Raw genomic sequence first — 23665 nt, forward strand, 5'->3', positions numbered from 1 at the left:
GGGAAAAACAACAACGTGCAGACCGTCAGTATATCAGACCGCCTGCCCGGCCGCCACGCCGGATGCCCACGCCCACTGGAAGTTGTAGCCGCCCAGCCACCCGGTCACGTCCACCGTTTCGCCGATGAAATACAAGCCCGGCACCTTGGTGGCCATCATGGTCTGTTGCGACAGTTCGCGGGTGTCGATGCCGCCGCGCGTGACTTCGGCTTTTTTGTAGCCTTCGGAGCCGTTCGGCGTCAGCGTCCACTGGTTGATGGCGGCGCCGAGCTTGCGCAGTTGCGCGTCCGGCAGGTCGGCCAGGCGGGCGTCCAGCGCAAAGCCGTGGGCATGCAGCAAGCCTTCCGCCAGGCGGGCCGGCAGCCATTGCGACAGCACGTTGCCGAGCTGTTTCTTGATGGTGTTCTTGCCTTCGATCAGCGTGGCGGCCAGGTCCAGCTCCGGCAGCAGGTTGATGACGATCGGCGTGCCCGGCTGCCAGTACGACGAAATCTGCAAAATCGCCGGCCCGGACAGGCCGCGATGGGTGAACAGCAGGTCTTCGCGGAAGCGCGCGCCGGTCGGGTTGCGGCCTTTGAGCGAGCCGGTTTCGACGTCGACCTCCAGCGCGATGCCGGCCATTTCCACGAATGGCGCCCACTGCTGGGCGTCGAAGGTCAGCGGCACCAGCGCCGGGCGCGGCTCGACCATGCGCAGGCCGAATTGCTGGGCGATGCGGTAGCCAAAGTCGGTGGCGCCGATTTTCGGGATCGACAGGCCGCCGGTGGCGATCACCACGCTGGGCGCTTCGATCGGGCCGCTGTCGGTCTGCAATACGAAGCCTTCCGCGCCCTGCTCCAGCGAGACGATCTTGCATGGCATGCGCCAGTGGACGTCACCGGCGGCGCACTCGTCCTTGAGCATGTCGATGATCTGCTCGGCGGAGTCGTCGCAGAACAGCTGGCCCTTGTGCTTTTCGTGGTAGCCGATGCGGTGTTTTTTCACCAGCGCCAGGAAATCGGCCGGCGTGTAGCGCGACAGGGCGCTTTTGCAAAAGTGCGGATTCTCGGACAGGAAGTTGGCCGGGCCGGCGTTGATGTTGGTGAAGTTGCAGCGGCCGCCGCCGGAGATGCGGATTTTCTCGGCCAGCTTGGCGGCGTGGTCGATCAGCACCACGCGCAGGCCGCGCTGGGCCGCCGTGGCCGCGCACATCATCCCGGCCGCGCCCGCGCCGATTACCGCTACATCAAACTTTGCCATGTTGTTCCCGTCAGTTAACTACCGCCACCGGTCGTCCCGGCGCTGGCCGGGACGACGGCAAAGGGCGGGATTTTACTCGATCGGCTCGCTCACATGCTGGCGCGAGGCGATGGTCCGCGCCACCAGCAGGCATTGCGCCACCTGCTCGGCGATGGGCGGCGGCACCGGCACGTCGCCGTCCAGCACCGACTGAATCCACGCCGCCGTGGCCGCCGCGCCCTTGTCCTCGGGCAGCAGCGGCAGCTCACCGACCAGCGTCTGCTTGGGCACCAGCGTCGTGCGCAAGCCGCCGTGGAACCAGTCGATCTGCTGCGCCTTGTTGGCGTTGGCCACCGTCTCGCCCTCGGTGCCGCGCATCAGGAAGGCGTCGCCGCGCTCGTGCAGCGCGGCCGTGGTGAAGTATTCGCCCAGCATCTCCAGATATTCCGGGTGCGTGTACGACACCAGGCGCAGCGCCGGCCCGGCAAACGGCTGCATGATCTTGACCAGCGTGTGCGTCGAATTGCGCACGCCCAGGATGCGCCGCAGCGACAGCAGATGCGCCAGCTTGGGCGCCATATTGTCGATGGTGATGAAGGCCGGCTTGCCCTGCGACATGGCCTCCTCCGCCTCCGAGCGGTGGCGCGCCGCCACCACGCCCATCTCGGCCAGCACCTCGGCCGAGGTCACCCGGCCCGGATCATCGGCCACGCCGTGCAGCAGCACCGGCACGCCCTCGCGCGCCAGCAGCAGCGCCAGCAGCGGCGTCAGGTTGGCCATCTTGCGCGCGCCGTTGTACGACGGGATCACCACCGGCGCGAACGGCCCCGGCGGCGCGTTGAGCGGTGCAAACGATGCTTCGGCCGCGTCGAGGAAGCCGGCGATCTCGTCCACCGACTCGCCCTTGATGCGCATCGCCAGCAGAATGCCGCCCAGTTCGAGGTCGGACACGCGGCCGTCCAGCATGGCCTGATAGAGATCGTGGGCGTCGTCCTGGCTCATGCTGCGGGCGCCCGCTTTGCCGCGCCCGATTTCTTTGATAAACCGCGCAGCGGGGAATGGTGAATGTGTGGTCATAACGCCAGCTTAAACCACTCCAGCCCATTTCGGCTACACTATCCCTCCCCCGAAATAAAACACACTAGAGATCATGATTTCCCCAGACATTGAAAACGTCAACGTCACCTCGTTCGCGCCGATGCCGTCGCCGGAAGCCTTGCACAGCAAGCTGCCGCTGACCGACCTCGCGTCCGAGACCGTGATGAAGGGCCGCGAGGCCCTGCGCAACATCATCGACCGCCAGGACAAGCGCCTGTTCGTGGTTGTCGGTCCGTGCTCGATCCACGACCCCGTGGCCGGCCTGGACTATGCACGCCGCCTGAAGGCGCTGCAGGCCGAAGTGGCCGACACCATGCTGCTGGTGATGCGCGTGTATTTCGAAAAGCCGCGCACCACCACCGGCTGGAAAGGGTATATCAATGATCCGGACATGGACGACTCGTTCCGCGTCAACGTCGGCATGGAGAAGGCGCGCCAGTTCCTGCTGGACGTGTGTGAGCTGGGCCTGCCGACCGCCACCGAGGCGCTGGACCCGATCTCGCCGCAATACCTGGGCGACCTGATCGCCTGGACTGCCATCGGCGCCCGCACCACCGAATCGCAGACCCACCGCGAGATGTCGTCCGGCCTGTCGACCCCGGTCGGCTTCAAGAACGGCACCGATGGGGATATCGGCATCGCCATCAACGCCATCCTGTCGTCGGCGCACCCGCACTCCTTCCTGGGGATCAACGCGCAGGGCAATGTGTCGATCGTGCGCACCCGCGGCAACGCCTATGGCCACGTGGTGCTGCGCGGCGGCGATGGCCGTCCGAACTACGATTCGGTGTCGATCGCGATTGCCGAGCAGGCGCTGGCCAAGGCCAAGCTGCCGGCCAACCTGGTGGTCGATTGTTCGCATGCCAACAGCTACAAGAAACCCGAGCTGCAGCCACTGGTGATGGCCGATGTCATCCACCAGATCACGCAGGGCAACAAGTCGCTGGTGGGCGTGATGATTGAATCGAACATTGTCGGCGGCAACCAGAAGATTCCGGCCGACCTGAGCCAATTGGTGTACGGCTGCTCGGTCACCGACGGCTGCATCGACTGGGACACCACCGCGCAGATGCTGCGCGATGCGCACAAGCAGTTGCTGAACCGTCCCTGATAGACCCGCACGGCGTGACGCGCCGGGGTCTGCCCCCGTACGGGGTCAGACCCCATCTGCCCTGGGGTCAATAACAGTACGCCACCAGGCTGGTCGCCACCCCGAACGTCCCCGCCAGCGCCGCCTCGGCCTTGCTCGCCGGGGCGCTCAACTCCCCCAGGTCCAGGTAGACCTTGCCGCCCTCCACCCGCACCGAATACCGCCGCGCGCTACTGTAGCGGGCATCCACGCCCGGGCAGTCAAGCACGGCATGCACGCTTTCCTCGCCGCTGCGGTACAGCGCCACACCCGGCAACTCCTGCCACGCCAACCCACGCGGCACCAGGCGCACGCCGCCCTCCAGCGGCACATCCTTTAGTTTGCAGATCAGTTTCCATTGTCCAGACATCGCATCCTCCCCTGCTGTGCCTGTTTTCCAAGCAAAAGCGATGCCATCGAAATCCTGACCGTTTGGCAAAATTCTGCACCCGGCCAGTGCGGCCCGGCGCGGTGCTGGTGCATGCTTGCACGCAGTTTCCATTACAATGGCGGATTCCCCTTTTGACTTTTGCTGCTTCCATGATCGTTCTTGGCGTTGAATCCTCCTGCGACGAAACCGGCCTGGCGTTGTACGACACGCAACACGGCCTGCTGTCCCATGCCCTGCATTCGCAGGTGGCCATGCACGAGGAATACGGCGGCGTGGTGCCGGAACTCGCCTCGCGCGACCATATCCGCCGCGCCATCCCGCTGCTGACGCAGACGCTGGAGCAGGCCGGCAAGACCCCGGCCGACATCGACGCCATCGCCTACACCCAGGGCCCCGGCCTGGCCGGCGCGCTGCTGGTCGGCTCGTCGGTCGCGTGCAGCCTCGGCCTGGCGCTGGACAAGCCGGTGCTCGGCGTCCACCACCTGGAAGGCCATCTGCTGTCGCCGCTGCTGGCGTCAGAGCCGCCGGAGTTTCCGTTCATTGCGCTGCTGGTGTCGGGCGGCCACACGCAGCTGATGCGGGTGGATGGCGTGGGCCAGTACACGCTGCTGGGCGAAACGCTGGACGACGCCGCCGGCGAAGCCTTCGACAAGTCGGCCAAGCTGCTGGGCCTGGGCTACCCGGGCGGCCCGGCAATTTCGCGCCTGGCCGAGTTTGGCGATCCCACGGTCTACAAGCTGCCGCGCCCGATGATGCACACCAAGGACTTCAACTTCAGCTTTTCCGGCCTGAAAACCGCGGTGCTGACGGTGGTCAAGAACCACGAGGAAAAAGTCATCGCCAACATCTGCCAGCAGGACAAGGCCAACATCGCGCGCGGCTTCGTGGATGCGATTGTGGAAGTGCTGACCGCCAAGTGCGTGTCCGCGCTCAAGCATACCGGCCTGAAGCGGCTGGTGATTGCCGGCGGCGTCGGCGCCAACGCGCAGCTGCGCGCGTCGCTGAACGCGGCGGCGGCCAGGAAGAAATTCAAGGTCTACTACCCTGAGCTGGAATTTTGCACCGATAACGGCGCCATGATCGCCTTCGCCGGGGCCATGCGCTTGATGATCAACCCCGACGCGGCCAAGAAGGATTACTCGTTCAACGTGCGGCCGCGCTGGCCGCTGGACGAGCTGCGGGTGATTTAAGCCTGCGCGAAAGCCATGCCGGCCAGCACGGCCAGACCGACCAGCGGGATCAGGTATTTGGCCTTGCCCTTGCCCAGGCTGATGCCACGGGCGGCAATGCGCTCGCTGCGCAGGCGATGTTCATCGGCCGGCGATTCGTGTACCACGGTTTTATTGTCTTTTTCAGTTACGGTATTCATAACAGCCTCCATGTAATCGATCATCGTCCTTTCTGGAGGGCAATGCAATTGTTGTGCCAACCAAATAGGCAGTAATTGGCCTATACAGCTTGATTCTAGGCGCTTTTGTGGTGAAGCCACCACACAATACAACGCGCCAGGCACTAAAACCGTGCACAAACACACCTTATCTTGCTTTGGCCGCATTGACAGCGTTGCGCTGCGCCTGCAGCCGAAGTGTGGCCCGCTCGGCCACGAAATCGATGAAGTGCCGTACCCGCAACGGCATCTGCGTGCGCTGCTGGTAGTACATGAAGACGCCGCTGTTGGCGGTGATGGTCTGCGTCAGCAACGGCACCAGCGCGCCGCTGGCCAATTCCCGCTCGATCATGAACACCGGCACCTGGCCGATGCCGACGCCGTTCAGCACCGCCGTCAACTCCCCCTCCACGGTGTTGAAGCTGGCCACCGCCGTCACATCCTGATAGACCGTGGCGCCGTCCACATGAAATTCCCACGGCAGCAAGCGGCCGGTATTGGGCTGGCGGAAGCCGGTGCAGCGATGGGCGGCCAGGTCGGCCACGCGCCGGGGCGTGCCGTGCTGGGCGAGGTAGGCCGGCGCGGCGCAGGTCAGCAGCGTCATCGCGCCCAGCTTGCGCGAGATGAGATTGCGCTCGGGCGGGCTGCCGGCGCGGAAGCCGACATCGATCTTGCTTTCGACCAGATCGGTGAAGTGGTCGTCCAGCTGCACATCGAAGTGCGCGCCAGGATAGCGCTGCTGGAATTCTTGCAGCAGCGGCACGATGATGGCGTTGCCGATCGACGTCGGCGCGGCCAGCCGTATCAGGCCATCTACTTCCAGCCGGCTGTTCCGGATCTGCTCCAGCGCCTCGTCCAGCAGGCGCAGGCCGGGATTGGCCAGCTCGAACAGGCGCGCGCCGTCGTCCGTCAGACTGAGGCTGCGCGTGGTGCGGTGGAACAGGCGCACGCCCAGATGATCCTCCAGCTGCCGCACGGCCTTGCTGACCGCCTGCGGCGTCAGGCCGGCGTCCACCGCCGCCTGGCTGAAGCTCTTGGCGCGCACCACGCCGATGAACAAACTGATGACCCGCGCTTTATCCATGCTATTTACAACCAAAAGGTGAAAATCAAACAGCTTTCCTATGGCTAGTGTAGCAGGTGATGGCAGCCTAAACTGGGCTCCATCAACTCACACACCGAAAAGGAAATCATCATGACTCGCACTGCACAAAAAGTATGGTTCATCACCGGCGCATCGCGTGGCTTCGGCATGCTGACCGCGAAGAAGGCGCTGGCGCGCGGCGACTTCGTCGTGGCCACAGCGCGCGATCCACGGACCGTGATCGCCGCCCTCGGCGAACATCCGCATCTGCTGGCCTTGCGGCTGGATGTGAAGCTGGAGGCGCAAGCCATCACCGCCGCCCAGCAGGCGGTGGCACGCTTCGGCCGCATCGACGTCCTGGTCAACAACGCCGGCTACGGCTTGCTGGGCGCGGTGGAGGAAGCCGACGCCGAAGAGGTCCGCGCGCTGTACGAGACGAATGTCTTCGGCCTGCTCAACGTCACCCGCGCGGTGCTGCCGGTGATGCGCCGCCAGGGCAGCGGGCATGTGATGAACATTTCGTCCGTGGGCGGCTACTCGTCGTATCCCGGCTGGGGCGTGTACTGCTCGACCAAGTTCGCGGTGGAGGGCCTGAGCGAGGCCATGTCGGCCGAACTGGCGCCGCTGGGCATCCACGCCACCGTGGTGGAGCCGGGCTTCTTCCGCACCGACTTCCTCGACCAGGCGTCGCTGGTGACGATGCGCAGCGAGATCGGCGACTACCACGGCACCGCCGGCGCCACGCGCGAGTTTGCGGCGGTCGCCAATCACACGCAGCCTGGCGATCCGGCCAAGCTGGCCAGCGCCCTGCTGCAACTGGCCGACAGCCCGACGCCGCCGGTGCGCCTGCAACTGGGCTCGGACACGGTGCAGCGCGTGCGCGCCAAGAACCAGTTGGTCGAGCAGGAGATGGCGCAGTGGCTGGACGTCGCCACCTCCACCGACCATGACGACGTGGTGCAGCAGGCCGCCTAAAACAGGTCGGCGCGCGGATAGCCCCATGCCGGCACACCGTGCGGGCATGGGGCCGGCGCGTCGGGCGGCGCGATGGGCAGCGTGCTGAAGTTGCCGCGCGGCGTGGCGGCGAAGCGGTAGTCGGACAGCGCGCCATGCGCCAATTCCGGCATGCGGCCGAAGCGCAGCCACGCGTCGACCATGCAGTTGGACGCCTTCAGCGCGCGCAACTGCGGCAGGCTGGCCTCCGCGCTGCCCTGCTGCAGCACGCCGGCGCCCAGCGCCAGCGCCGGCTTCTGCTCCACCAGGCCGGCCGGGCAGGCGGCAGGCGCCAGCCAGTCCGGCGCGATGCTGGCGACGCCACGCCGCAGGCGATAGGTGCCCGCCTTCGCATTGCTTTCGACACTGGCGTAAGCCCAGCACAGAGGCTGCGACGGGAAGGCTGTCATCGCCACATCCAGCACGCGCGACGCCGGATCGATGCGCTGCAAGTCCGCCGTAATCTGCGCGCGGCCGGCATGCGACGCCACACCCTGCACGGCGATGAAGCCCACGCTGATCGCCAGCGCCAGCAGCAGCCCGCCGCGCCCCCGCTCACCGGAGCGCGATTGCGCCCAGCCGCACAGCAGACCAACCAGCAGCAGCGCCGCGAACGACGGCCATCCGATAAAGCCGCGCGCCGCAAACGCCACCAGCGCCGCAGCCAGCAGTATCAGCCCGCCGATGCGCAGGCCGCGCCAGCGCATGATGAGCGCCATCGGCACCGCAATCGCCACCCAGAACAGCGGCTCGATGATGAACACCATGTCGCCATACAGCCAGCGCGCATCGAGCGGATACCACGGATGCACGCCATACGAATTGGTGTAATCCATCAGCAGGTGCAGCGCGAAACCGAAGCCGATACTCAGCGCCAGCCCGATCCGCGCCGGCCGGCTGGCGGCCAGCAAGCGCCGCGCGTTGGGCCAGCATAGCCACAGCAACGCCGCCAGCAGCAAGGCCTGCGGCAGCGCCCACGCCACCGTGTGCGTGTGACCGCGATGGTTCAGCAGATAGCGCAGCGGGTCCGGCAACAGCCGCGTGAGGAACAGGTCCAGATCCGGAAAATTGGAGGCCAGCGCGCAAGCCACCAGCAGCAGCCGATGCCGCACGCGCTGCGCCGGCGTGTCGGCTTCCGCCAGCAGACTGCGGTGCACCACTTCGCCAACGCCAAAACCGATGATGCTATGGGTGATGTTATCCATCCGATTCGAACAGCTGCTCCAGCCGCCTTGGGTAGTGATTGAGAAAATCGTGGGTGATCGCGTAATGCTCCGTATCCTCGTACGCCACCTCGGTGATGCCGGTGCCGTCGAACAGCAGGATCTTCGCGTTGGGATAGGCCAGCAAGATCGGCGAGTGGGTGGCGATGATGAACTGCGAATCCTGCGCCACCAGCTGATGAATCACGCGCAGCGCCGCCAGCTGGCGGTTGGGCGACAGCGCCGCCTCCGGCTCGTCCAGCAGATACAGGCCATGGCCGCGAAAGGTATCCAGCAGCACCGACATGAAGGCCTCGCCGTGCGAGCGCGCATGCAGCGAGCCGGCGCTGGACGCGCTGCGCTCATAATACTGGTCCATGCGCGTGGCCACGGTGTGGAAACTCTCGGCGCGGAAGAAGTAGCGGTCGCGCGGCGTCTTGAAGCTCTTGGACAGGCGCAGCGACTGCGCCAGCGGTGCCCGTTCCTGCGCCGTATTCAGGTTGCTGACATTGCGGCTGCCGCCATCGATGCTGAAGCCCAGCGCCAGCGCGATCGCCTCCAGCAGCGTTGACTTGCCGGCGCCGTTTTCGCCGATGAAGAAGGTCACGTCCGGATGAAAATCCAGCGCGGACAGATCGCGCACCGCCGGCACGTTGTAGGGATGGCGCTCCCAGTCCACGTCGTCGCCAAACAGCGCCGTAATCCGTTGCAGATACGGCCGCGCCGACAAGCCCACTAGCGTTGCACCTCAACGCCGCGCCAGAAGGCCACGTGGTCCTTGATCTGCGCCGCCTTCTCGGACGGCTCCGGGTAGTACCACGCCGCGTTCTCGTTGACCTTGCCGTTGACGTTGAGCGAGTAGTAGCTGGCCAATCCCTTCCACGGGCAGCGCGAGGTGTGGCTGCTCGGCTGCAGGTACTCGCGCTTCACGCTCGACGGCGGGAAGTAGACGTTGTTCTCGACGATTTCCACCTCGTCGTCATTCGCCTGCGCGATGACGACGCCATTCCAGCTAGCGGTAGGCATGACCTATCTCCTTTTACGTTGCGCCGCACTCCACCCGGTTGCGGCCGCCGTGCTTGGCGCGGTACAGCGCGGTGTCGGCCTGGCGCAGCAGGCTTTCCGCGTCATCGATTTCCATGTGGTCGAACGCGCCCACGCCCAGGCTGGCCGTCACGTGCAACGGCCGCGTGCCGGCGTAATGCACGGCCGACTCGATCTTCACCCGCAGCGACTCGGCAAACTTGCAGGCGCCCTCCAGCGGCGTGTTCGGCAGGATCACGCACAGCTCCTCGCCGCCGTAGCGGCCGGGAATGTCGATCACCCGCACGTTATCGCGCAGCAGCCGGCCCAGCGTGGTCAACACCTGGTCGCCGACCGCGTGGCCGTATTCATCGTTGATCTTCTTGAAGTGATCGAGGTCGATCATCACCGCCGACAGCGGCGCGCGGAAACGCTTGGCGCGCGCGGTTTCAAACTTCAGCCGGTGCAGCAGCGAGCGGCGGTTGTGCAGGCCGGTCAGGTCGTCGGTGGTGGCCAGCAGCTCCAGCTCGCGCACCGTCGCCTCCAGCGTTTTCTCGTTGGCGCGCAGTTCGATCAGCGCCATCACCTGGCGCGCCAGCTTGGCCAGCAAGGCGCGCTTGTCGTCGCCCAGCGCGCCGGGCTTGACGTCCATCACGGCCAGCGTGCCGATGGCGAAACCGTCCGACGACGTCAGCGCCACACTGCTGTACATGCGCATGTGCGGCGCGTGCAGCGTCAGCGGCATGTTGGCGGTGCGCGGGTCGCGCGTCAGGTCGGGGATTTCGGTGGCAGCGTCGCCCAGCACGGCTAGCGAGCAGTAGCTCTCGCCGCGCGGCAGCTCGCCCATGTGCATGCCGGCGCAGGACTTGATCCAGACACGCTCGGCATCGACCAGCGAAATATAAGCGTAAGGCACCTCGCAGATTTTGGTCGCCAACTCGGTGAGGAAGCTGAAATCTTCGCAGGCGGGCGTATCGAGGATGTGGTAGCGGTGCAGCGCAGCCAGGCGGAAGTTATCGGCCTGCGAGTGGGCGGTAATCAGCGTGTGTACTTTTTCTTCGGCCAGCATGGGCCTCCCTGGTAGTAACGGCGTGTTCTTTTACCCAGAGAGTTTATAGCAAAACAAGACCGGTGGGAGCGCTTCCCCCACCGGGCCGGCGATTTTTATGCCGATTTGGCCATAATTTCGCGCAGCGCTTTTTCAAACACCGCCGCCGGCTGGCCGCCGGAGATCAGGTGGCGCTCGTTGATGATCACGGCCGGCACCGAGTTGATGCCGTGACGGTGGAAGAACTCCTCCGCCTGGCGCACTTCGGCGCCGTATTCGCCGCTGTGCAGCACCTGGCGCGCGCGCTCCTTGTCCAGGCCCACTTCACCGGCCACGTAGATCAGCACCTCGTGCGCGCTCGGGTCCAGGCCCTGCGTGAAGTAGGCCTTGAACAGCGCCTGCTTCAGTTCCTTCTGCTTGCCTTCCAGGCCGGCCCAGTGCAGCAGGCGGTGGGCGTCGAAGGTGTTGTAGATGCGGCCGCGCTTGTCCATCGCGAACGCGAAGCCGACATCGGCGCCGCGCGAGCGGATCATCTCGCGCGCCTGTTGCTGCTGCTCCGGCGTCGAGCCGTATTTCTCGGTCAGGTGCTCGGTGATGTCCTGGCCTTCCGGCGGCATGTTGGCGTTCAGCTCAAACGGCTGGAAGTGCAGCGCGACGTCGGCCTCGTCGCCGATGGCGTCCAGCGCCTTGTTCAGCGACGCCAGCCCGATGGCGCACCAAGGGCACGAAACGTCGGAGACGAAATCAATTTTTAGCGGAGTTGCCATGGGTACCTTTCGATTTGCTGCCGATGCGGCTTTCCTTGCCGGCGATCAGATTCGAGATATTCTTGCTGTGACGGAATACCAACAGCACGCTCATGACAAACACGGCGGCCAGCTGCGGCTCCACGCCAAACAATAAACCATAATAGAACGGCGCGAACACCGCCGCCACCAGTGCGGCCAGCGACGAGTAGCGGAACGCGAACGCGACCACCAGCCAGGTCACCAAGGTGGCGACGCCCAGCCAGACATTCAAGCCCAGCAGCACGCCAGCCGCCGTCGCCACACCCTTGCCGCCGACAAAGCGGAAAAACACCGGCCACAGGTGGCCGAGGAACACGGCGATGGCCACCAGCGCGATGGTGGCGTCGCCGACGTTCAACTGCGACTGGAAGCGGATCGCCAGCCATACTGCCAGCCAGCCCTTGACGGCGTCGCCGACCAGCGTGGCGATGGCCGCTGCTTTATTACCACTACGCAACACATTGGTGGCGCCGGGATTTTTCGAGCCGTAGGTGCGCGGATCGGCCAGGCCGAACAACTTGCTGCTGACGACGGCAAACGAGATCGAGCCGATCAGGTAAGCGGCCACGGTCATCCAAACTGTATTCATCTTTTCCTCTATTTATCGTTCTTGGCCCAAACACCGGGCCGCTGACTATACAGCCTTACTCGGCCAGCGCGCAATGCACCGGCCTGGCGTTGAGCAGTTCGGTCAGTACCTGCGGCGCGATGCCGACCAGATACCCGCGCCTGCCGCCATTGATATAAATCGTTTCCAGCGCAAGGATGCTATCCTCTACATACACCGGCATGGTCTTCTTGGTGCCGAACGGCGAGGTGCCGCCGATCATGTAGCCGCTGTGGCGCGAGGCCACCTCCGGCTTGCACGGTTCGACGGACTTGCAGCCGATGTTGCGGGCGAGATTCTTGGTGGATACCTTGCAATCGCCATGCATCAGCACAATTAAAGGTTTGGCGGCTTCGTCCTGCATCACCAGCGTCTTGACCACGTGGTGCTCGTCGACGCGCAGCTCGCGCGAGGACACGCTGGTGCCGCCGTGCTCCTCGTAGGTGTACGGGTGCTCGGTGAATGCCACCTTGTGCTTGCGCAGCATCTGGGTGGCAGGAGTTTCGGAGATATGCTCTTTTTTAGCCATGGTGAGATCGGAGTTGTCCATATGCAGCAGGAAATTCGTTTTGCCACTTTCAATGTTTGCAATCTTTCCCAGCCTGGGGCGAAATTGTACGACAATCTGGCCCCGCTGACCGAGGCCGAGTATGAAGCAAAAGTCGCCTGGACCGCGCGCCAGCTGGACCAGCTGGACGCCGACGTCATCGGCCTGCAGGAAATCTTCTCGCTGGCGGCGCTGCGCGACGTGCTGGCCCACAGCACCCGCTACCGCGAGGCCACGCTGGCCGGCTTCGAGCCGCCGCCCGATCCCGCCACCGGCCTGCCGCGCCTGACGCCGGAACTGGCGCTGATTTCGCGCCTGCCGCTGGCCGGCCCGGCGCAGGCCTACATCATGTTCCCGCAGGGTGTGGCCCTGCCCGACGGCCACCGCGACGCCGACCGCTTCGCCCGCGCGCCGCTGCACGTGCAGGTGGTGCTGCCGGATGAGCGCATCGTCGACGTCATCGTGGTCCACCTCAAATCCAAGCGGCCCGACTACCGCAACGGCGACACCGGCGACGATCCGATGCTGCACGCGCAGGCCAACCTGCGCTCGCTGATCCGGCGCGGCACCGAGGCGGTGGCGCTGCGCGCGCTGCTGAGCGAGATGGACAAGGGCCCGCGCCGGCCGCGCGTGGTGCTGGGCGATTTCAACGACACGGTGGACGCGGTGACCACGCACATCGTCATGGGCGCCGGCGCCGCCTGCGAGCCGGGCGAGGAGTTGCACGGGCAGTTGTTTGACAGCCGGCAGATCCAGGCCGGCCGCGAGCGCCGGCGCGACAGCGGCTACACCATCGCCCATGACGGGCGGCACGCCACCATCGACCATGTGCTGGTGTCGGAGGAATTTCACCCGGCCTCGCGCCATGCGATTGGCGAGGTGGCCGAGGTGGCCTACTTCAACGAGCACCTGGTGCAGGCCACGCCGGCCGCGTCCGATCATGGCCAGGTGCTGGTCACCCTGCGCCTGCACCCCGTCCCCGTCCCCGCCGCCGCAGCAGCCGTCATTCCGGCGAAAGCCGGAATCCATACATAGCGTCCCGGCCAGCTCAGCATGGATTCCGGCGTTCGCCGGAATGACAGCGTCGACGGCGGTGGTGGCGATGCCGCGTTTTCTGCATTTCAGCCACGGTTTTACACCGCCTATCGCATTTCTCTGGCCCTTGCGCTTGTGTCTACCTAAAGTGGCACCATGCGCAAATCCCTTCAGGCCAGAAAAACGATATGAAACTAGAAACTTTGCCCCCCAACACACAGCCCACCGTGCGCGCTAAAAGCTGGCGCGCGCCGGCGGCCATCCTGATCGTGGTGGCGCTGGCCGGCGGCGGCTGGACCGTCCTGCGCGGCAAGAGCGAGCCGGCGCCCGCCCCCGCGCCCGCCGCCAAAGAGAAAAAAGACATCTTCGAACTGTCGACCGGCGACGTCGCCGCCGTCAGTGCCCGTTCATTGGCGGTCAGCTTGCCCCTGTCGGGCTCGCTGACGCCCCTGAGTTCCGCCACCATCAAGTCCAAGGTCTCGGGCGTGGTGGAGGCCACCACGCTGCAGGAAGGCATGGCGGTGCGCGCCGGCCAGGTGCTGGCCCGCATCGACCAGGCCGACCTGCGCGCGCGCCTGCAACAGCAGCAGGCGCAACTGGATGAAGCCCAGGCCAAACTCGCCCTGGCCACCAAGAACGAAACCAACAGCCAGGCGCTGCTCAAGCAGAAATACATCTCGCAAAACGCCTACGACTCGACGCAGAACTCGGTCGACCTGGCGCGCGCGGCGGTCAAGTCGGCCTCGGCCATGGTCGAGCTGGCGCGCATCGCGCTCAACGACGGCGTCATCAAGTCGCCGATCGACGGCGTGATCAGCAAGCGCCACGTGCAGGCCGGCGAAAAGCTGGCGCTCGACATGCCGGTGTACAGCATCGTCAACCTGGCGGAAATGGTGCTGGAGGCGCAGGTGCCGGCCTCCGAAATCCCGCGCGTGAAGGTCGGGCAGGATGTGAAATTCCGCGTCGAGGGCTACGCCCAGCGCGACTTCCACGGCAAGGTGGCGCGCATCAATCCGGCCACCGAAGCCGGCTCGCGCGCGATGCTGGTCTATATCGCCGTGCCGAATGCGGACAACGCGCTGCGCGCCGGCATGTTCGCCAAGGGCAGCATCGTTACCGACCGTTCCGCCGTGGCGCCGATCGTGCCGCTGGCCGCCATCCGCAGCGACAAGGCGGGCAAGCAGATCGTCTACAAGATCGAACAGGGCAAGCTGGTCGCGCAGCCGGTCAGGATCGGCCTGCGCAACGAGGACGAGGGCGTGGCGGAGGTGACCGACGGGCTGTCGCAAGGCGCCAACGTCATCGTCTCGCGGCTGGACAGCCTGAAGCCGGGCGCCGCCGTCAAGCTGCCGGCCGGGGTGGCCGACGCGCCGCCATCGGCCCAGGCCAAGGCCGCTGAACCGTCGAAGGGCTGATCATGTGGATCACGAAAGTCAGCATCCAGAATCCGGTGTTTGCCACCATGGTGATGGTGGCCTTGATGGTGCTCGGCCTGTTCTCGTACCGCGGCCTGGGCCTGGAAGCTATGCCGAATATCGACATCCCCGGCGCCGCCATCGAGGTGCAGTATCCGGGCGCCTCGCCGGAAGCGGTGGAGAACGACATCACCCGGCCGATCGAGGAAGCGGTCAACACCGTCAGCGGCATCAAGACGCTGCGCGCCAACTCGTGGGAAGGCCGCGCCGGCGTCTACATCGACTTTGAACTGTCGACCGACATGAACCGCGCCATGCAGGACCTGCGCGACAAGGTGGCGCAGGTGCGGCCGCGCTTCCCGCGCGAGGCCAAGGACCCGTTCATCGTCCGCTTCGAGGGCGAGAACGCACAGCCGATCGCGCAGATCGGCCTGACCGCCAGCGAGCACTCGCTGCGCGACCTGTCCACCATGGCCGACCAGGTCATCGCCAAGCGCTTCCAGGGCGTGGCCGGCGTCGGCCAGGTGCGCACCAACGGCATGGCGGCGCGCCAGATCCTGATCCAGTTACGCCCCAACGACCTGACCGCGCAGGCGGTCGGCGTGGATGAAGTGCTGAACGCCATCCAGAACACCAACACCAATCTGCCGGCGGGTTTCATCAGCTACGGCGCCAGCGAGCGCCTGGTGCGGGTGGAAGGCAAGATGAAGGACCCGCGCGACTTCAACAAGATCATCGTCGCGCGCCGCGCCAACGGCCCGGTGTACCTGGAGCAGGTGGCGACGGTGGAAGACGGCGCGCAGGAAGAGCTGTCGATCTCGCGCATCAACGGCCAGCGCGCCGTCACGCTGGACATCACCAAGGTGCAGGACGCCAACGTGGTGGAAGTGGGCCGCCGCATCCAGCAGGTGGCGGCCGACCTGCAAAAGACGCTGCCGCCCGATATCAAGCTCGAAGTGCTGCGCGACGAATCGCTGAAGGTGCAAAGCCAACTCGATAACGTCAAGGAGACGATTATCGAAGGCGCGGTGCTGACCATGGTGATCGTGTTCTTCTTCCTGCACTCGTGGCGCTCGACCATCATCACCGGTCTGACGCTGCCGATTTCGGTCATGGCCAGCTTCATCGCCATGAAGGCCTTCGGCTTCACGCTCAACTTCCTGACGCTGATGGCGCTGTCGCTGTGTATCGGCCTGCTGATCGACGACGCCATCGTGGTGCGCGAGAACATCGTGCGCCACCTCGGCATGGGCAAGAACCACCGCCGCGCGGCGGCAGACGGCACCAACGAAATCGGCCTGGCGGTGATGGCCACCACCTTTGCCATTGTCGCCGTGTTTATCCCGGTGGCCTTCATGGAAGGCATCATCGGCCGCTTCTTCCTGCAGTTCGGGATTACGGTGGCGGTGGCGGTGCTGGTGTCGCTGTTCGTGTCGTTCACACTGGACCCGATGCTGTCGTCGGTGTGGCCGGACCCGGTGCAGGACCGCTTCAAGTACGCGCCATGGCTGGGCCGCTTCATGCACTGGCTGGAAGGCGGCGTCGAATGGCTGCACGTGGTCTACGGCAAGGTGCTGGCGCTGGCGCTGCGCTGGAAGAAAAGCACGCTGCTGCTGGCCTTCGCGCTGTTCGCCGGCAGCATCCTGCTGGTGCCGAAGATCGGCGGCGAGATGATGCCGGAGCAGGACAGTGGCTGGGTCAACTTCATGATCAAGACGCCGGTCGGCTCCAGCCTCGACTACACCGACAACAAGATCCACCAGGTGGAAGACGCGCTGAAGGCCTTCCCGGAAATCGAGCGCGTGATCACCGTGGTCGGCACCTGGGACGGCCGCAATACCGCGCAGATCGACATGAAGCTGCTGGACCGCAAGCTGCACAAGCGCCGCACGCAGCAAGAGCTGGAAGCGGCGATCCGCGCGCGCCTGAACAAGATCGCCGGCATCACCCTGACGGCCGGCTTCAAGCCGGTGTTCATCGCGATTCTGGGCACCGACGAGGGCAAGCTGGATGACGTGGCGCACCGCCTGATGGACAAGATGCGCAAGATCAAGGGCATCGCCGACCTGGAATACAGCCAGGAAGGCGCCAACCCGTCGACCAACATCAAGATCAACAACGAGCTGGCCAGCGACCTGGGGCTGACCACGCAGCAGATCGGCGCCGCGCTGCGGCCGTTCGTGGCGGGCGACACCACCTCGCACTTCCTGGCGTCGGATGGCCAGAACTACGACGTCAACGTGCAGTTGCCGAAGTCCGGCCGCCAGAAAGTGACCGACCTGGCCGACCTGTCGCTGGCGTCCAGCAAGCTCGGACCGGATGGCCGGCCGATCATGGTGCCGCTGCGCCAGGTGGTGGAATTCGTGCCGGCCTTCAGCCCGCAGGTGCTGAAGCGGCAGGCGCTGCAACGCCGGGTGGCGGTGTACGCCAGCATCGAAGGCCGTCCGGGCGGCGACGTCGACGCCGACGTCAAGAAGGCGATGAAGGAAATCGAACTGCCCTCCGGCGTGCGTTTCGACGTCGGCGGCAACGCGCAGAACATGGCGGAGTCGATGAACTCGGCGATGATCGCGCTGGGCATCGCGGTGATCTTCATCTACCTGGTGCTGGCATCGCAGTTTGGCAGCTTCCTGCAGCCGGTGGCCATCATGATGTCCTTGCCGCTGTCGCTGATCGGCGTGCTGGTGGCGCTGCTGGTGACCGGCAGCACGCTGAACATCTTCTCGGTGATCGGCTTCATCATGCTGATGGGCCTGGTGACCAAGAACGCCATCCTGCTGGTGGACTTCACCAACCACGCGCAAAAGGAAGGCCAGAGCCAGCACGACGCGCTGATGAGCGCCGGCCAGGTGCGCCTGCGGCCGATCCTGATGACCACGCTGGCCATGGTGTTCGGCATGCTGCCGATGGCGATCGGCATGGGTGACGGCGGCGAGACGCAGGCGCCGATGGGCCGCGCGGTGATCGGCGGCGTGCTGACCTCCACCCTGCTGACGCTGGTGGTGGTGCCGGTGGCCTACACCTATCTGGACAACTGGGGCAAACGCGCCGCGCGCTGGTTCAAGGGCAAGCACGTCGAAGAGGATCACGTGCTGCGCGAAGTGGCCTGACCGCACGTCGCTACGGTGCAGGCCGGAGCCCATGGAACGCAAGCTCGGCATGGATGCCGGCTTGCGCCGGCATGACGATCAGTCTTCGTCGGGGGCGAGGCCGGAGGGTTCGCCGTCGGCGATGTCGGCCTCGCTTTCGGGCGCCAGGCCGGGGTTGTTTTTCAGCTCGGCCTTGCGCCGGGCTTTTTCTTCCTGCTTTTTCTTCTTCTCCAACTCACGCTGCCGCTTTTCGTAGGCGAAGTTCGTCTTGGCCATTTGCTACCTCTTTCAAGTTAAAAGGGTTGCACTGCGTAACCCCCATTATGACCCAAGTTGCTTACCCGCGAGGATGATGTTGCGCATGCAATTGCTTCAAACGCTCGCGCGCCACGTGCGTATAGATCTGCGTGGTGGAGATGTCGGAATGCCCCAGTAGTAATTGCACAACACGCAAGTCGGCGCCGTGATTCAGCAAGTGCGTGGCAAACGCGTGGCGCAGCGTGTGCGGCGACAGCGGCGTCTTGATGTCCGCCTTCAGCGCATGCTTTTTAATCAAGACCCAGAACATCTGCCGCGTCATCGGCCCGCCGCGGCTGGTAACGAACAGCGCGTCGTCCTGCTGGCCATTGAGGATGACGCCACGCGCCTCCTGCACGTAGCGCTCGATCCACGCCCGCGCCTGCTGGCCGAAGGGCACCAGCCGCGTCTTCGCGCCCTTGCCGGTCACGCGCAGCACGCCGTCGTTCAGGCTCAGTTCCAGCATCTTCAGCTCGACCAGTTCGGACACGCGCAAGCCGCTGGCATACATCAACTCCAGCATGGTGCGGTCGCGCAAGCCCAACGGGGTATGGACATCCGGCGCCGCCAGCAAGGCCTCCACCTGCGCCTCGCTCAGCGTCTGCACGAAGCGTTGCGGCTGCCTGGCCGACACCAGCTTCAAACTGGGGTCCTCGTCGATGCGGCGCTGCCGCTGCAACATCTGGTAGAAGCGCTTGATGACCGACAGCCGCCGGTTGGACGAGGTGGCCTTGCCGCTGTCCGCGTGGCGCGCGGCGATATAGCCCTGGATGTCGTGCGCCGCCACGGCCAGCAGGCCGTCCACCTGCGGCCGCTTTTTCTCCAGCCAGGCGGCGAACAGGCGCATGTCGCGCCGGTAGGCTTCCAGCGTGTTCTTCGACAGCCCGTCCTCCAGCCACAGGCTGTCGCAGAACTCGTCGATCAGAGCAAGGTTGTCTGCTGCCATGCGTACTCGCTCGATCCTTCGTGCGCCAGCAGCCAGCGCTTGATGCCCAGCAGGTAGCCGTTGGGGTCGTCGCTGTTGCCAAAGCCGCCCAGGCCGCCGACGGCGGTCACGCGGTGACACGGCACCACCACCGGGAACCAGTTGGCGCCGCAAGCCTGGCCCACCGCGCGCGGCGCCGAGCCGAGGTGCTTGGCCAGTTCGCCATAGGTGCGGGTGCTGCCGCGCGGAATCGCGCACAGCTCGTCCCACACCTTCTGCTGGAACGCGGTGCCATTGCGCTTGAGCGGCAGCGTGAACTGGAAATCGGCGTCCTCGCAATACTTGCCCACCTGGTGGGCGACCAATTCGGCCGCCGTGTCCTGTGGCGCTTTTGCCTCAAAATGGGGCGGCAGATAGCACAGCTCGCTGACCAGCCCCTGCGCCGTGCGGACCCCGAGTTTGCCAAAGGGGAACGCCAGTACGGCGGAAAACAGCTCACTGCCCTGTTGTATTTTCATCACAGTCACTTGCACCAAAAAAGTACGAAAGTTGTCCGTATGCACCATTTTGTTGCATCGGCACTACAGCAAAAAAACCACGCCGGCGTGGATTGTAATGGGTACGGGCGAAAAAAAACGCACCCTCAGGTGCGTTTTCAAATCCTGCTTCACGTTCCCGGTCGCTTGCCTGGTTCCGTAGCGCGCTTGTGGCGGCCTGCAGAGCCTATAACAGCGACATTCTGTAAAACGTGTGTCTCCTCGATCTAGTGCCGGTATTCAGTACCGATTCTCTACACACTCCCCACTTACAATTCTTTGCTACTGGATCGCATATCGATATGCATGTATCCCTGAGGGCGTCGCCATCATAACGTATTCGTTAAGCTTTTTCTCAATTTTTTTTGTGCGCTCGCGCACGGTTAGTTTAAACATCAAACATATTTGACGCAGCTCAAACAAGTTGTGGTATGGGGGCAATCTGACACAATGGCCAAGTTAGTAATAGCCCTTATTGCCACCTCGCAAACAGCTGGCTAAGTTAGCACCATGCTGGATTCCCCGGCACTAATAATTCTTAGAGACATATTATGCTGACAAAAATTCTTGATCATCTGGAGGAGTGGATCATCACCCTGCTGATGGGCGGAGCGACGCTGCTCATCTTCCTGTCCGTGGTCCATCGCTACGGCACCGGCCTGCCGATTCCCTACGTGCAGGACTACCTGCTGTCGCTGCATTTTGAATGGGCGCAAGAGCTGTCCATCATCATGTTCGTGTGGATGGCCAAGTTCGGCGCCGCCTATGGCGTGCGCAAGGGCGTGCACGTCGGCGTCGATGTGCTGGTCAACCGCATGCCGACCGACTGGCGCCGCTTCACCGTGCTGCTGGCCCTGTTCTGCGGCATGCTGTTCACCGGCATCGTCGGCACGCTGGGCCTGACCTTCGTGTGGGACAACGGCATGCACCACGCGGTCTACACGCTGCTGGGCTGGGACGCCAGCGCGGTGCCGGAAGGCCCGACCACGCCGGACCTCGAATGGCCGACCTGGTTCATCTACTCGGCCGTGCCGCTGGGTTCCTACCTGATGTGCTTCCGCTTCATCCAGGTGGCCTACGCCTACCTGGTGCGCGGCGAACTGCCGCACCATGACGAATCGCACGTCGAAGGCCTGGACGACGACGAGGACGACGAACTGTTCGCCGCCGCGCCGCATCCACACCCTGCGCACGGAGGTGCACGATGAGCGGCGCCGTGGCGATGCAGGGCATCGAGCCCTGGACCAAGAAAAAAGCCGGCACCGTGCTGTCGGTGATCGCCGGCATCCTGCTGGCGGTGTGCCTGCTGGGCGGCAAGGTTGGCATCGTGTTCGCGCTGCTGATCCTGCTGATGCTGACCGGCATCCCGGTTTCCATCGCGCTCGGCCTGACGGTGCTGATGTTCATGTACCTGCTGACCCAGGTGCCGGTGGAGGCGGTGGCGCTGAAGCTGTTCAGCGGCATCGAGAAGTTCGAGATCATGGCCATTCCGCTGTTTATTTTGGCCGGTAACTTCCTCACCCACGGCGGCGTGGCCAAGCGCATGATCGCCTTTGCCACCAGCCTCATCGGCCACTGGCACGGCGGCCTGGCGCTGGCCGGCATCATCGCCTGCGCCATGTTTGCGCTGGTGTGCGGTTCGTCGGTGGCGACGGTGGTGGCGATCGGTTCGATCATCCTGCCGGCCATGGTCAAGCAGGGCTATCCGAAGCACTTCGGCGCCGGCGTCATCATCACCGCCGGCTCGCTGGGCATCCTGATGCTGCCGTCGATTCCAAAGGTGATTTACGCGATTTCAACCAACACCTCGATCGGCGCGCTGTTCCTGGCCGGCCTGTTCCCCGGCATTTTGCTGACCGTGATGTTGTGCGGCACCACGTGGGTGCTGGCGCGCAAGAACAACTATCCGCGCATGCGCAAGGCCGGCTGGAAGCAGCGCTGGACCGCGTTCCGCAAGAGCGTGTGGGGCTTGATGCTGGTGGTGATCATCATCGGCGGCATTACCAAGGGCATCTTCACGCCGACCGAGGCGGCGGCGATGAGCGCGGTGTATGCGTTTCTGATTTCGGTGTTCGTCTACAAGGACATGCCGCTGTCGAAAACGCCGGAAGTGCTGAAGAAATCGGCAGCGCTGTCGGCCATGCTGTTGTACATCATCACCAACGCCGTGCTGTTCTCCTTCCTGATGGCGCACGAGAACATTCCACAGGCAATGGCGGACTGGATACTGGCCAAGGACCTGGGCCAGGCGGGCTTCCTGTTCTTCACCAATATCCTGCTGCTGCTGGCGGGGAATGTGATGGAGCCGTCGTCGATTATCCTGGTGATGGCGCCGATCCTGCACCCTGCGGCGATCCGCCTGGGGATTGACGCCGTACACTTCGGCATCATGATCGACGCGAACATGGAAGTGGGCTTGTGCCACCCGCCGGTGGGCCTGAATCTGTACGTGGCCAGCGGCATTTCGAAGATGAGCATCTCCGAGCTGACCGTGGCGGTGATGCCGTGGCTGATCACGATGCTGGTGTTCCTGGTGATCGTGACCTACTGGCCGGGGTTGTCGCTCTGGCTGCCGAAGGCGATGGGGCTGATGTAAGCGGCACCCGCAGAACCCGCACACCGCTGCGGCCAGGGTCTGACCCCGTACGGGGTCAGACCCTTTCGTTTGGGGGTACTGAGCGCGGCATCGTCGCAAAAAAAAGGAGGCCCGCGGCCTCCTTTCCTTTCCCCGCCGGCGAATTACTTCGCTGCCTCCTTGTTGATCGCCGAGATCAGGTCCTTGCCGATCCGGCCTTCCATCTGCTGCTGCACCGGTAGCAGGGCCTTGCGCCATTCGGCCTGCTCTTTCACGCTGAGGGTGTACACCTCGGTCTTGCCGGCCTTCTTGATCGCGTCCAGCGCCATGTCGTTGTCGCGCTGCGCGATGGCTTTCTCGAAGGTGGTGGCTTCCTTCATCGCCTTATCCAGCGCGGCGCGGATATCCGGCGGCAGGCCGTCCCAGAACTTCTTGTTGACGATTACCGCATAGCCCAGATAACCGTGGTTCGACACCGTCACATACTTCTGCACCTCGTGCATCTTCTGCGTGTACATGTTCGACGGCGGGTTCTCGGTGCCATCCACCACGCCGGTCTGCAGCGCCTGATACACCTCGGAGAACGCCAGCACCTGCGGATTGGCGCCCAGCGCGCGCATCTGCGCGTCCAGCACCTTGGACGACTGGATACGCATCTTCAGGCCCTTGAAATCGGTCGGGTTATGCAGCGGCTTATTCGCCGACATCACCTTGAAGCCATTGTCCCAGAACGCCAGGCCGGTGATGCCCTTCGGCTCCAGCTTCTTCAGCAGCGACTTGCCGATTTCGCCTTCGGTCACGTTGTACAGCGCGGTCTTGGACGGGAAGATGTACGGCAGGTCGAAGGCTTCGAATTCCTTCACGCCCAGCGGGCCGAATTTGGCCAGCGACGGCGCCAGCATCTGCACGGCGCCCAGCTGCAGCGCTTCCAGTTCTTCCTTGTCCTTGTACAGCTGGCTGTTCGGATACACCTCGATCTTCACGCGGCCATTGGTTGCCTTTTCGGCCAGCTGCTTGAAACGCTCCGCGGCCTGGCCTTTCGGCGTGTCGGTCGCCACCACGTGGCTGAATTTGATGACGATCGGCGCCTGGGCGTATGCGTTGAAGCTCAGGGCTGCGCTCAGGACGAGCAGGACGGGTTTCAGTTTCATGAAGTCTCCTGGTGGGTTTAAAGTTACACTATTGTTCTATTCTGACCGATTCTTATAAATCGCTGCAACACTGGCAACTGTGGATAACCACAATGACCACATTCCCGTGACAAGCTACCCTCACCAC

General features: G+C 64.4%; 24 protein-coding genes. 8 read left to right on the plus strand and 16 right to left on the minus strand.

The genetic code is table 11. The features are described 5' to 3' along the window. Positions 1 to 33: 33 nt before the first annotated feature. Together FHW58_RS14660 and ybiB are read right to left on the minus strand one after the other, a co-directional pair. Entirely contained in the window at positions 34 to 1239 is a 1206-nt protein-coding gene (locus tag FHW58_RS14660; RefSeq protein WP_179673868.1) for an NAD(P)/FAD-dependent oxidoreductase, read from the minus strand. 72 nt (positions 1240 to 1311) lie between these two features. Further along, entirely contained in the window at positions 1312 to 2295 is a 984-nt protein-coding gene (gene ybiB, locus FHW58_RS14665; RefSeq protein WP_179673869.1) for a DNA-binding protein YbiB, read from the minus strand. A 73-nt stretch (positions 2296 to 2368) separates the two neighbouring features. Between ybiB and FHW58_RS14670 the strand changes: the two genes are divergently transcribed. After that, a complete protein-coding gene (locus FHW58_RS14670) occupies positions 2369 to 3427 on the plus strand; it encodes a 3-deoxy-7-phosphoheptulonate synthase (RefSeq protein ID WP_179673870.1) in 1059 nt (352 codons plus the stop codon). Between the two features lie 67 nt (positions 3428 to 3494). Here the strand turns inward: FHW58_RS14670 and FHW58_RS14675 are convergent, their stop codons facing one another. Next, entirely contained in the window at positions 3495 to 3815 is a 321-nt protein-coding gene (locus tag FHW58_RS14675) for a hypothetical protein (protein ID WP_179673871.1), read from the minus strand. Positions 3816 to 3985: 170 nt separating this feature from the next. On the opposite strand from FHW58_RS14675, the gene tsaD reads away from it, so the two are divergent. After that, positions 3986 to 5026, plus strand: coding sequence for a tRNA (adenosine(37)-N6)-threonylcarbamoyltransferase complex transferase subunit TsaD (gene tsaD / locus FHW58_RS14680; RefSeq protein ID WP_179673872.1), 1041 nt, complete (start codon positions 3986 to 3988; stop codon positions 5024 to 5026). On the opposite strand, the gene FHW58_RS14685 is transcribed toward tsaD, so the two are convergent. Then, positions 5023 to 5205 carry a hypothetical protein gene (locus FHW58_RS14685; RefSeq protein ID WP_179673873.1) on the minus strand — a complete coding sequence of 61 codons (183 nt, stop codon included), beginning with the start codon at positions 5203 to 5205 and terminating at the stop codon, positions 5023 to 5025. The genes tsaD and FHW58_RS14685 overlap by 4 nt on opposite strands. Positions 5206 to 5371: 166 nt before the next feature. After that, complete coding sequence (locus FHW58_RS14690) at positions 5372 to 6307, minus strand: LysR family transcriptional regulator (RefSeq protein WP_179673874.1); 936 nt, start codon at positions 6305 to 6307, stop codon at positions 5372 to 5374. 111 nt (positions 6308 to 6418) lie between these two features. On the opposite strand from FHW58_RS14690, the gene FHW58_RS14695 reads away from it, so the two are divergent. Next, positions 6419 to 7282 carry an oxidoreductase gene (locus FHW58_RS14695; RefSeq protein WP_179673875.1) on the plus strand — a complete coding sequence of 288 codons (864 nt, stop codon included), beginning with the start codon at positions 6419 to 6421 and terminating at the stop codon, positions 7280 to 7282. Here FHW58_RS14695 and FHW58_RS14700 read toward each other — a convergent pair. The 7 genes from FHW58_RS14700 to ybaK form a co-directional block, all read right to left on the minus strand. After that, the gene (locus tag FHW58_RS14700) at positions 7279 to 8505 is read right to left on the minus strand and encodes a metal-dependent hydrolase (protein WP_179673876.1); all 1227 of its coding nucleotides are present in this window, start codon (positions 8503 to 8505) and stop codon (positions 7279 to 7281) included. The two genes, FHW58_RS14695 and FHW58_RS14700, sit on opposite strands and share 4 nt — an antisense overlap. Further along, positions 8498 to 9238: an AAA family ATPase gene (locus FHW58_RS14705; RefSeq protein WP_179673877.1), complete on the minus strand. Its 741-nt coding sequence runs from the start codon at positions 9236 to 9238 to the stop codon at positions 8498 to 8500. Before FHW58_RS14705 ends, FHW58_RS14700 begins: the two co-directional genes overlap by 8 nt. Further along, positions 9238 to 9528: a DUF427 domain-containing protein gene (locus FHW58_RS14710; protein WP_179673878.1), complete on the minus strand. Its 291-nt coding sequence runs from the start codon at positions 9526 to 9528 to the stop codon at positions 9238 to 9240. The genes FHW58_RS14705 and FHW58_RS14710 overlap by 1 nt, the downstream gene beginning before the upstream one ends. Before the next feature lie 13 nt (positions 9529 to 9541). Beyond that, positions 9542 to 10594 (minus strand): diguanylate cyclase, encoded by a 1053-nt coding sequence (locus tag FHW58_RS14715; RefSeq protein ID WP_179673879.1) that lies wholly within the window; start codon positions 10592 to 10594, stop codon positions 9542 to 9544. A 95-nt stretch (positions 10595 to 10689) separates the two neighbouring features. Beyond that, positions 10690 to 11340 (minus strand): DsbA family oxidoreductase, encoded by a 651-nt coding sequence (locus tag FHW58_RS14720; protein WP_179673880.1) that lies wholly within the window; start codon positions 11338 to 11340, stop codon positions 10690 to 10692. Beyond that, positions 11318 to 11950 (minus strand): glycerol-3-phosphate 1-O-acyltransferase PlsY, encoded by a 633-nt coding sequence (gene plsY / locus FHW58_RS14725; protein WP_179673881.1) that lies wholly within the window; start codon positions 11948 to 11950, stop codon positions 11318 to 11320. Before plsY ends, FHW58_RS14720 begins: the two co-directional genes overlap by 23 nt. 55 nt (positions 11951 to 12005) lie before the next feature. Beyond that, positions 12006 to 12497, minus strand: coding sequence for a Cys-tRNA(Pro) deacylase (ybaK, locus tag FHW58_RS14730; protein ID WP_179673882.1), 492 nt, complete (start codon positions 12495 to 12497; stop codon positions 12006 to 12008). A gap of 21 nt (positions 12498 to 12518) precedes the next feature. On the opposite strand from ybaK, the gene FHW58_RS14735 reads away from it, so the two are divergent. The 3 genes from FHW58_RS14735 (at position 12519) to FHW58_RS14745 (ending at position 18075) form a co-directional block, all read left to right on the plus strand. Beyond that, positions 12519 to 13550: an endonuclease/exonuclease/phosphatase family protein gene (locus tag FHW58_RS14735; protein ID WP_179673883.1), complete on the plus strand. Its 1032-nt coding sequence runs from the start codon at positions 12519 to 12521 to the stop codon at positions 13548 to 13550. Positions 13551 to 13738: 188 nt separating this feature from the next. Next, positions 13739 to 14965, plus strand: a complete 1227-nt coding sequence (locus FHW58_RS14740; protein ID WP_179673884.1) for an efflux RND transporter periplasmic adaptor subunit — start codon at positions 13739 to 13741, stop codon at positions 14963 to 14965. A gap of 2 nt (positions 14966 to 14967) precedes the next feature. After that, on the plus strand, positions 14968 to 18075 hold the full coding sequence (locus tag FHW58_RS14745) for an efflux RND transporter permease subunit (RefSeq protein WP_179673885.1): 3108 nt from the start codon (positions 14968 to 14970) through the stop codon (positions 18073 to 18075). Positions 18076 to 18153: 78 nt separating this feature from the next. On the opposite strand, the gene FHW58_RS14750 is transcribed toward FHW58_RS14745, so the two are convergent. From FHW58_RS14750 to FHW58_RS14760, 3 genes are all read right to left on the minus strand, one after another. Next, positions 18154 to 18330 carry a hypothetical protein gene (locus tag FHW58_RS14750; protein WP_179673886.1) on the minus strand — a complete coding sequence of 59 codons (177 nt, stop codon included), beginning with the start codon at positions 18328 to 18330 and terminating at the stop codon, positions 18154 to 18156. 61 nt (positions 18331 to 18391) lie between these two features. Beyond that, complete coding sequence (gene xerD / locus FHW58_RS14755) at positions 18392 to 19297, minus strand: site-specific tyrosine recombinase XerD (RefSeq protein WP_179673887.1); 906 nt, start codon at positions 19295 to 19297, stop codon at positions 18392 to 18394. Continuing rightward, positions 19273 to 19794: a methylated-DNA--[protein]-cysteine S-methyltransferase gene (locus FHW58_RS14760; protein WP_179673888.1), complete on the minus strand. Its 522-nt coding sequence runs from the start codon at positions 19792 to 19794 to the stop codon at positions 19273 to 19275. The genes xerD and FHW58_RS14760 overlap by 25 nt, the downstream gene beginning before the upstream one ends. Positions 19795 to 20363: 569 nt before the next feature. Between FHW58_RS14760 and FHW58_RS14765 the strand changes: the two genes are divergently transcribed. Beyond that, positions 20364 to 21020 carry a TRAP transporter small permease gene (locus tag FHW58_RS14765; protein WP_218892765.1) on the plus strand — a complete coding sequence of 219 codons (657 nt, stop codon included), beginning with the start codon at positions 20364 to 20366 and terminating at the stop codon, positions 21018 to 21020. Then, positions 21017 to 22408: a TRAP transporter large permease gene (locus FHW58_RS14770; RefSeq protein WP_179673889.1), complete on the plus strand. Its 1392-nt coding sequence runs from the start codon at positions 21017 to 21019 to the stop codon at positions 22406 to 22408. The genes FHW58_RS14765 and FHW58_RS14770 overlap by 4 nt, the downstream gene beginning before the upstream one ends. A gap of 143 nt (positions 22409 to 22551) precedes the next feature. Here FHW58_RS14770 and FHW58_RS14775 read toward each other — a convergent pair whose 3' ends face one another. After that, positions 22552 to 23538, minus strand: coding sequence for a TRAP transporter substrate-binding protein (locus FHW58_RS14775; RefSeq protein ID WP_179673890.1), 987 nt, complete (start codon positions 23536 to 23538; stop codon positions 22552 to 22554). Positions 23539 to 23665 lie beyond the last annotated feature (127 nt).

The sequence above is a fragment of the Duganella sp. 1224 genome (assembly GCF_013408245.1).
GTDB lineage: Bacteria > Pseudomonadota > Gammaproteobacteria > Burkholderiales > Burkholderiaceae_D > Rugamonas.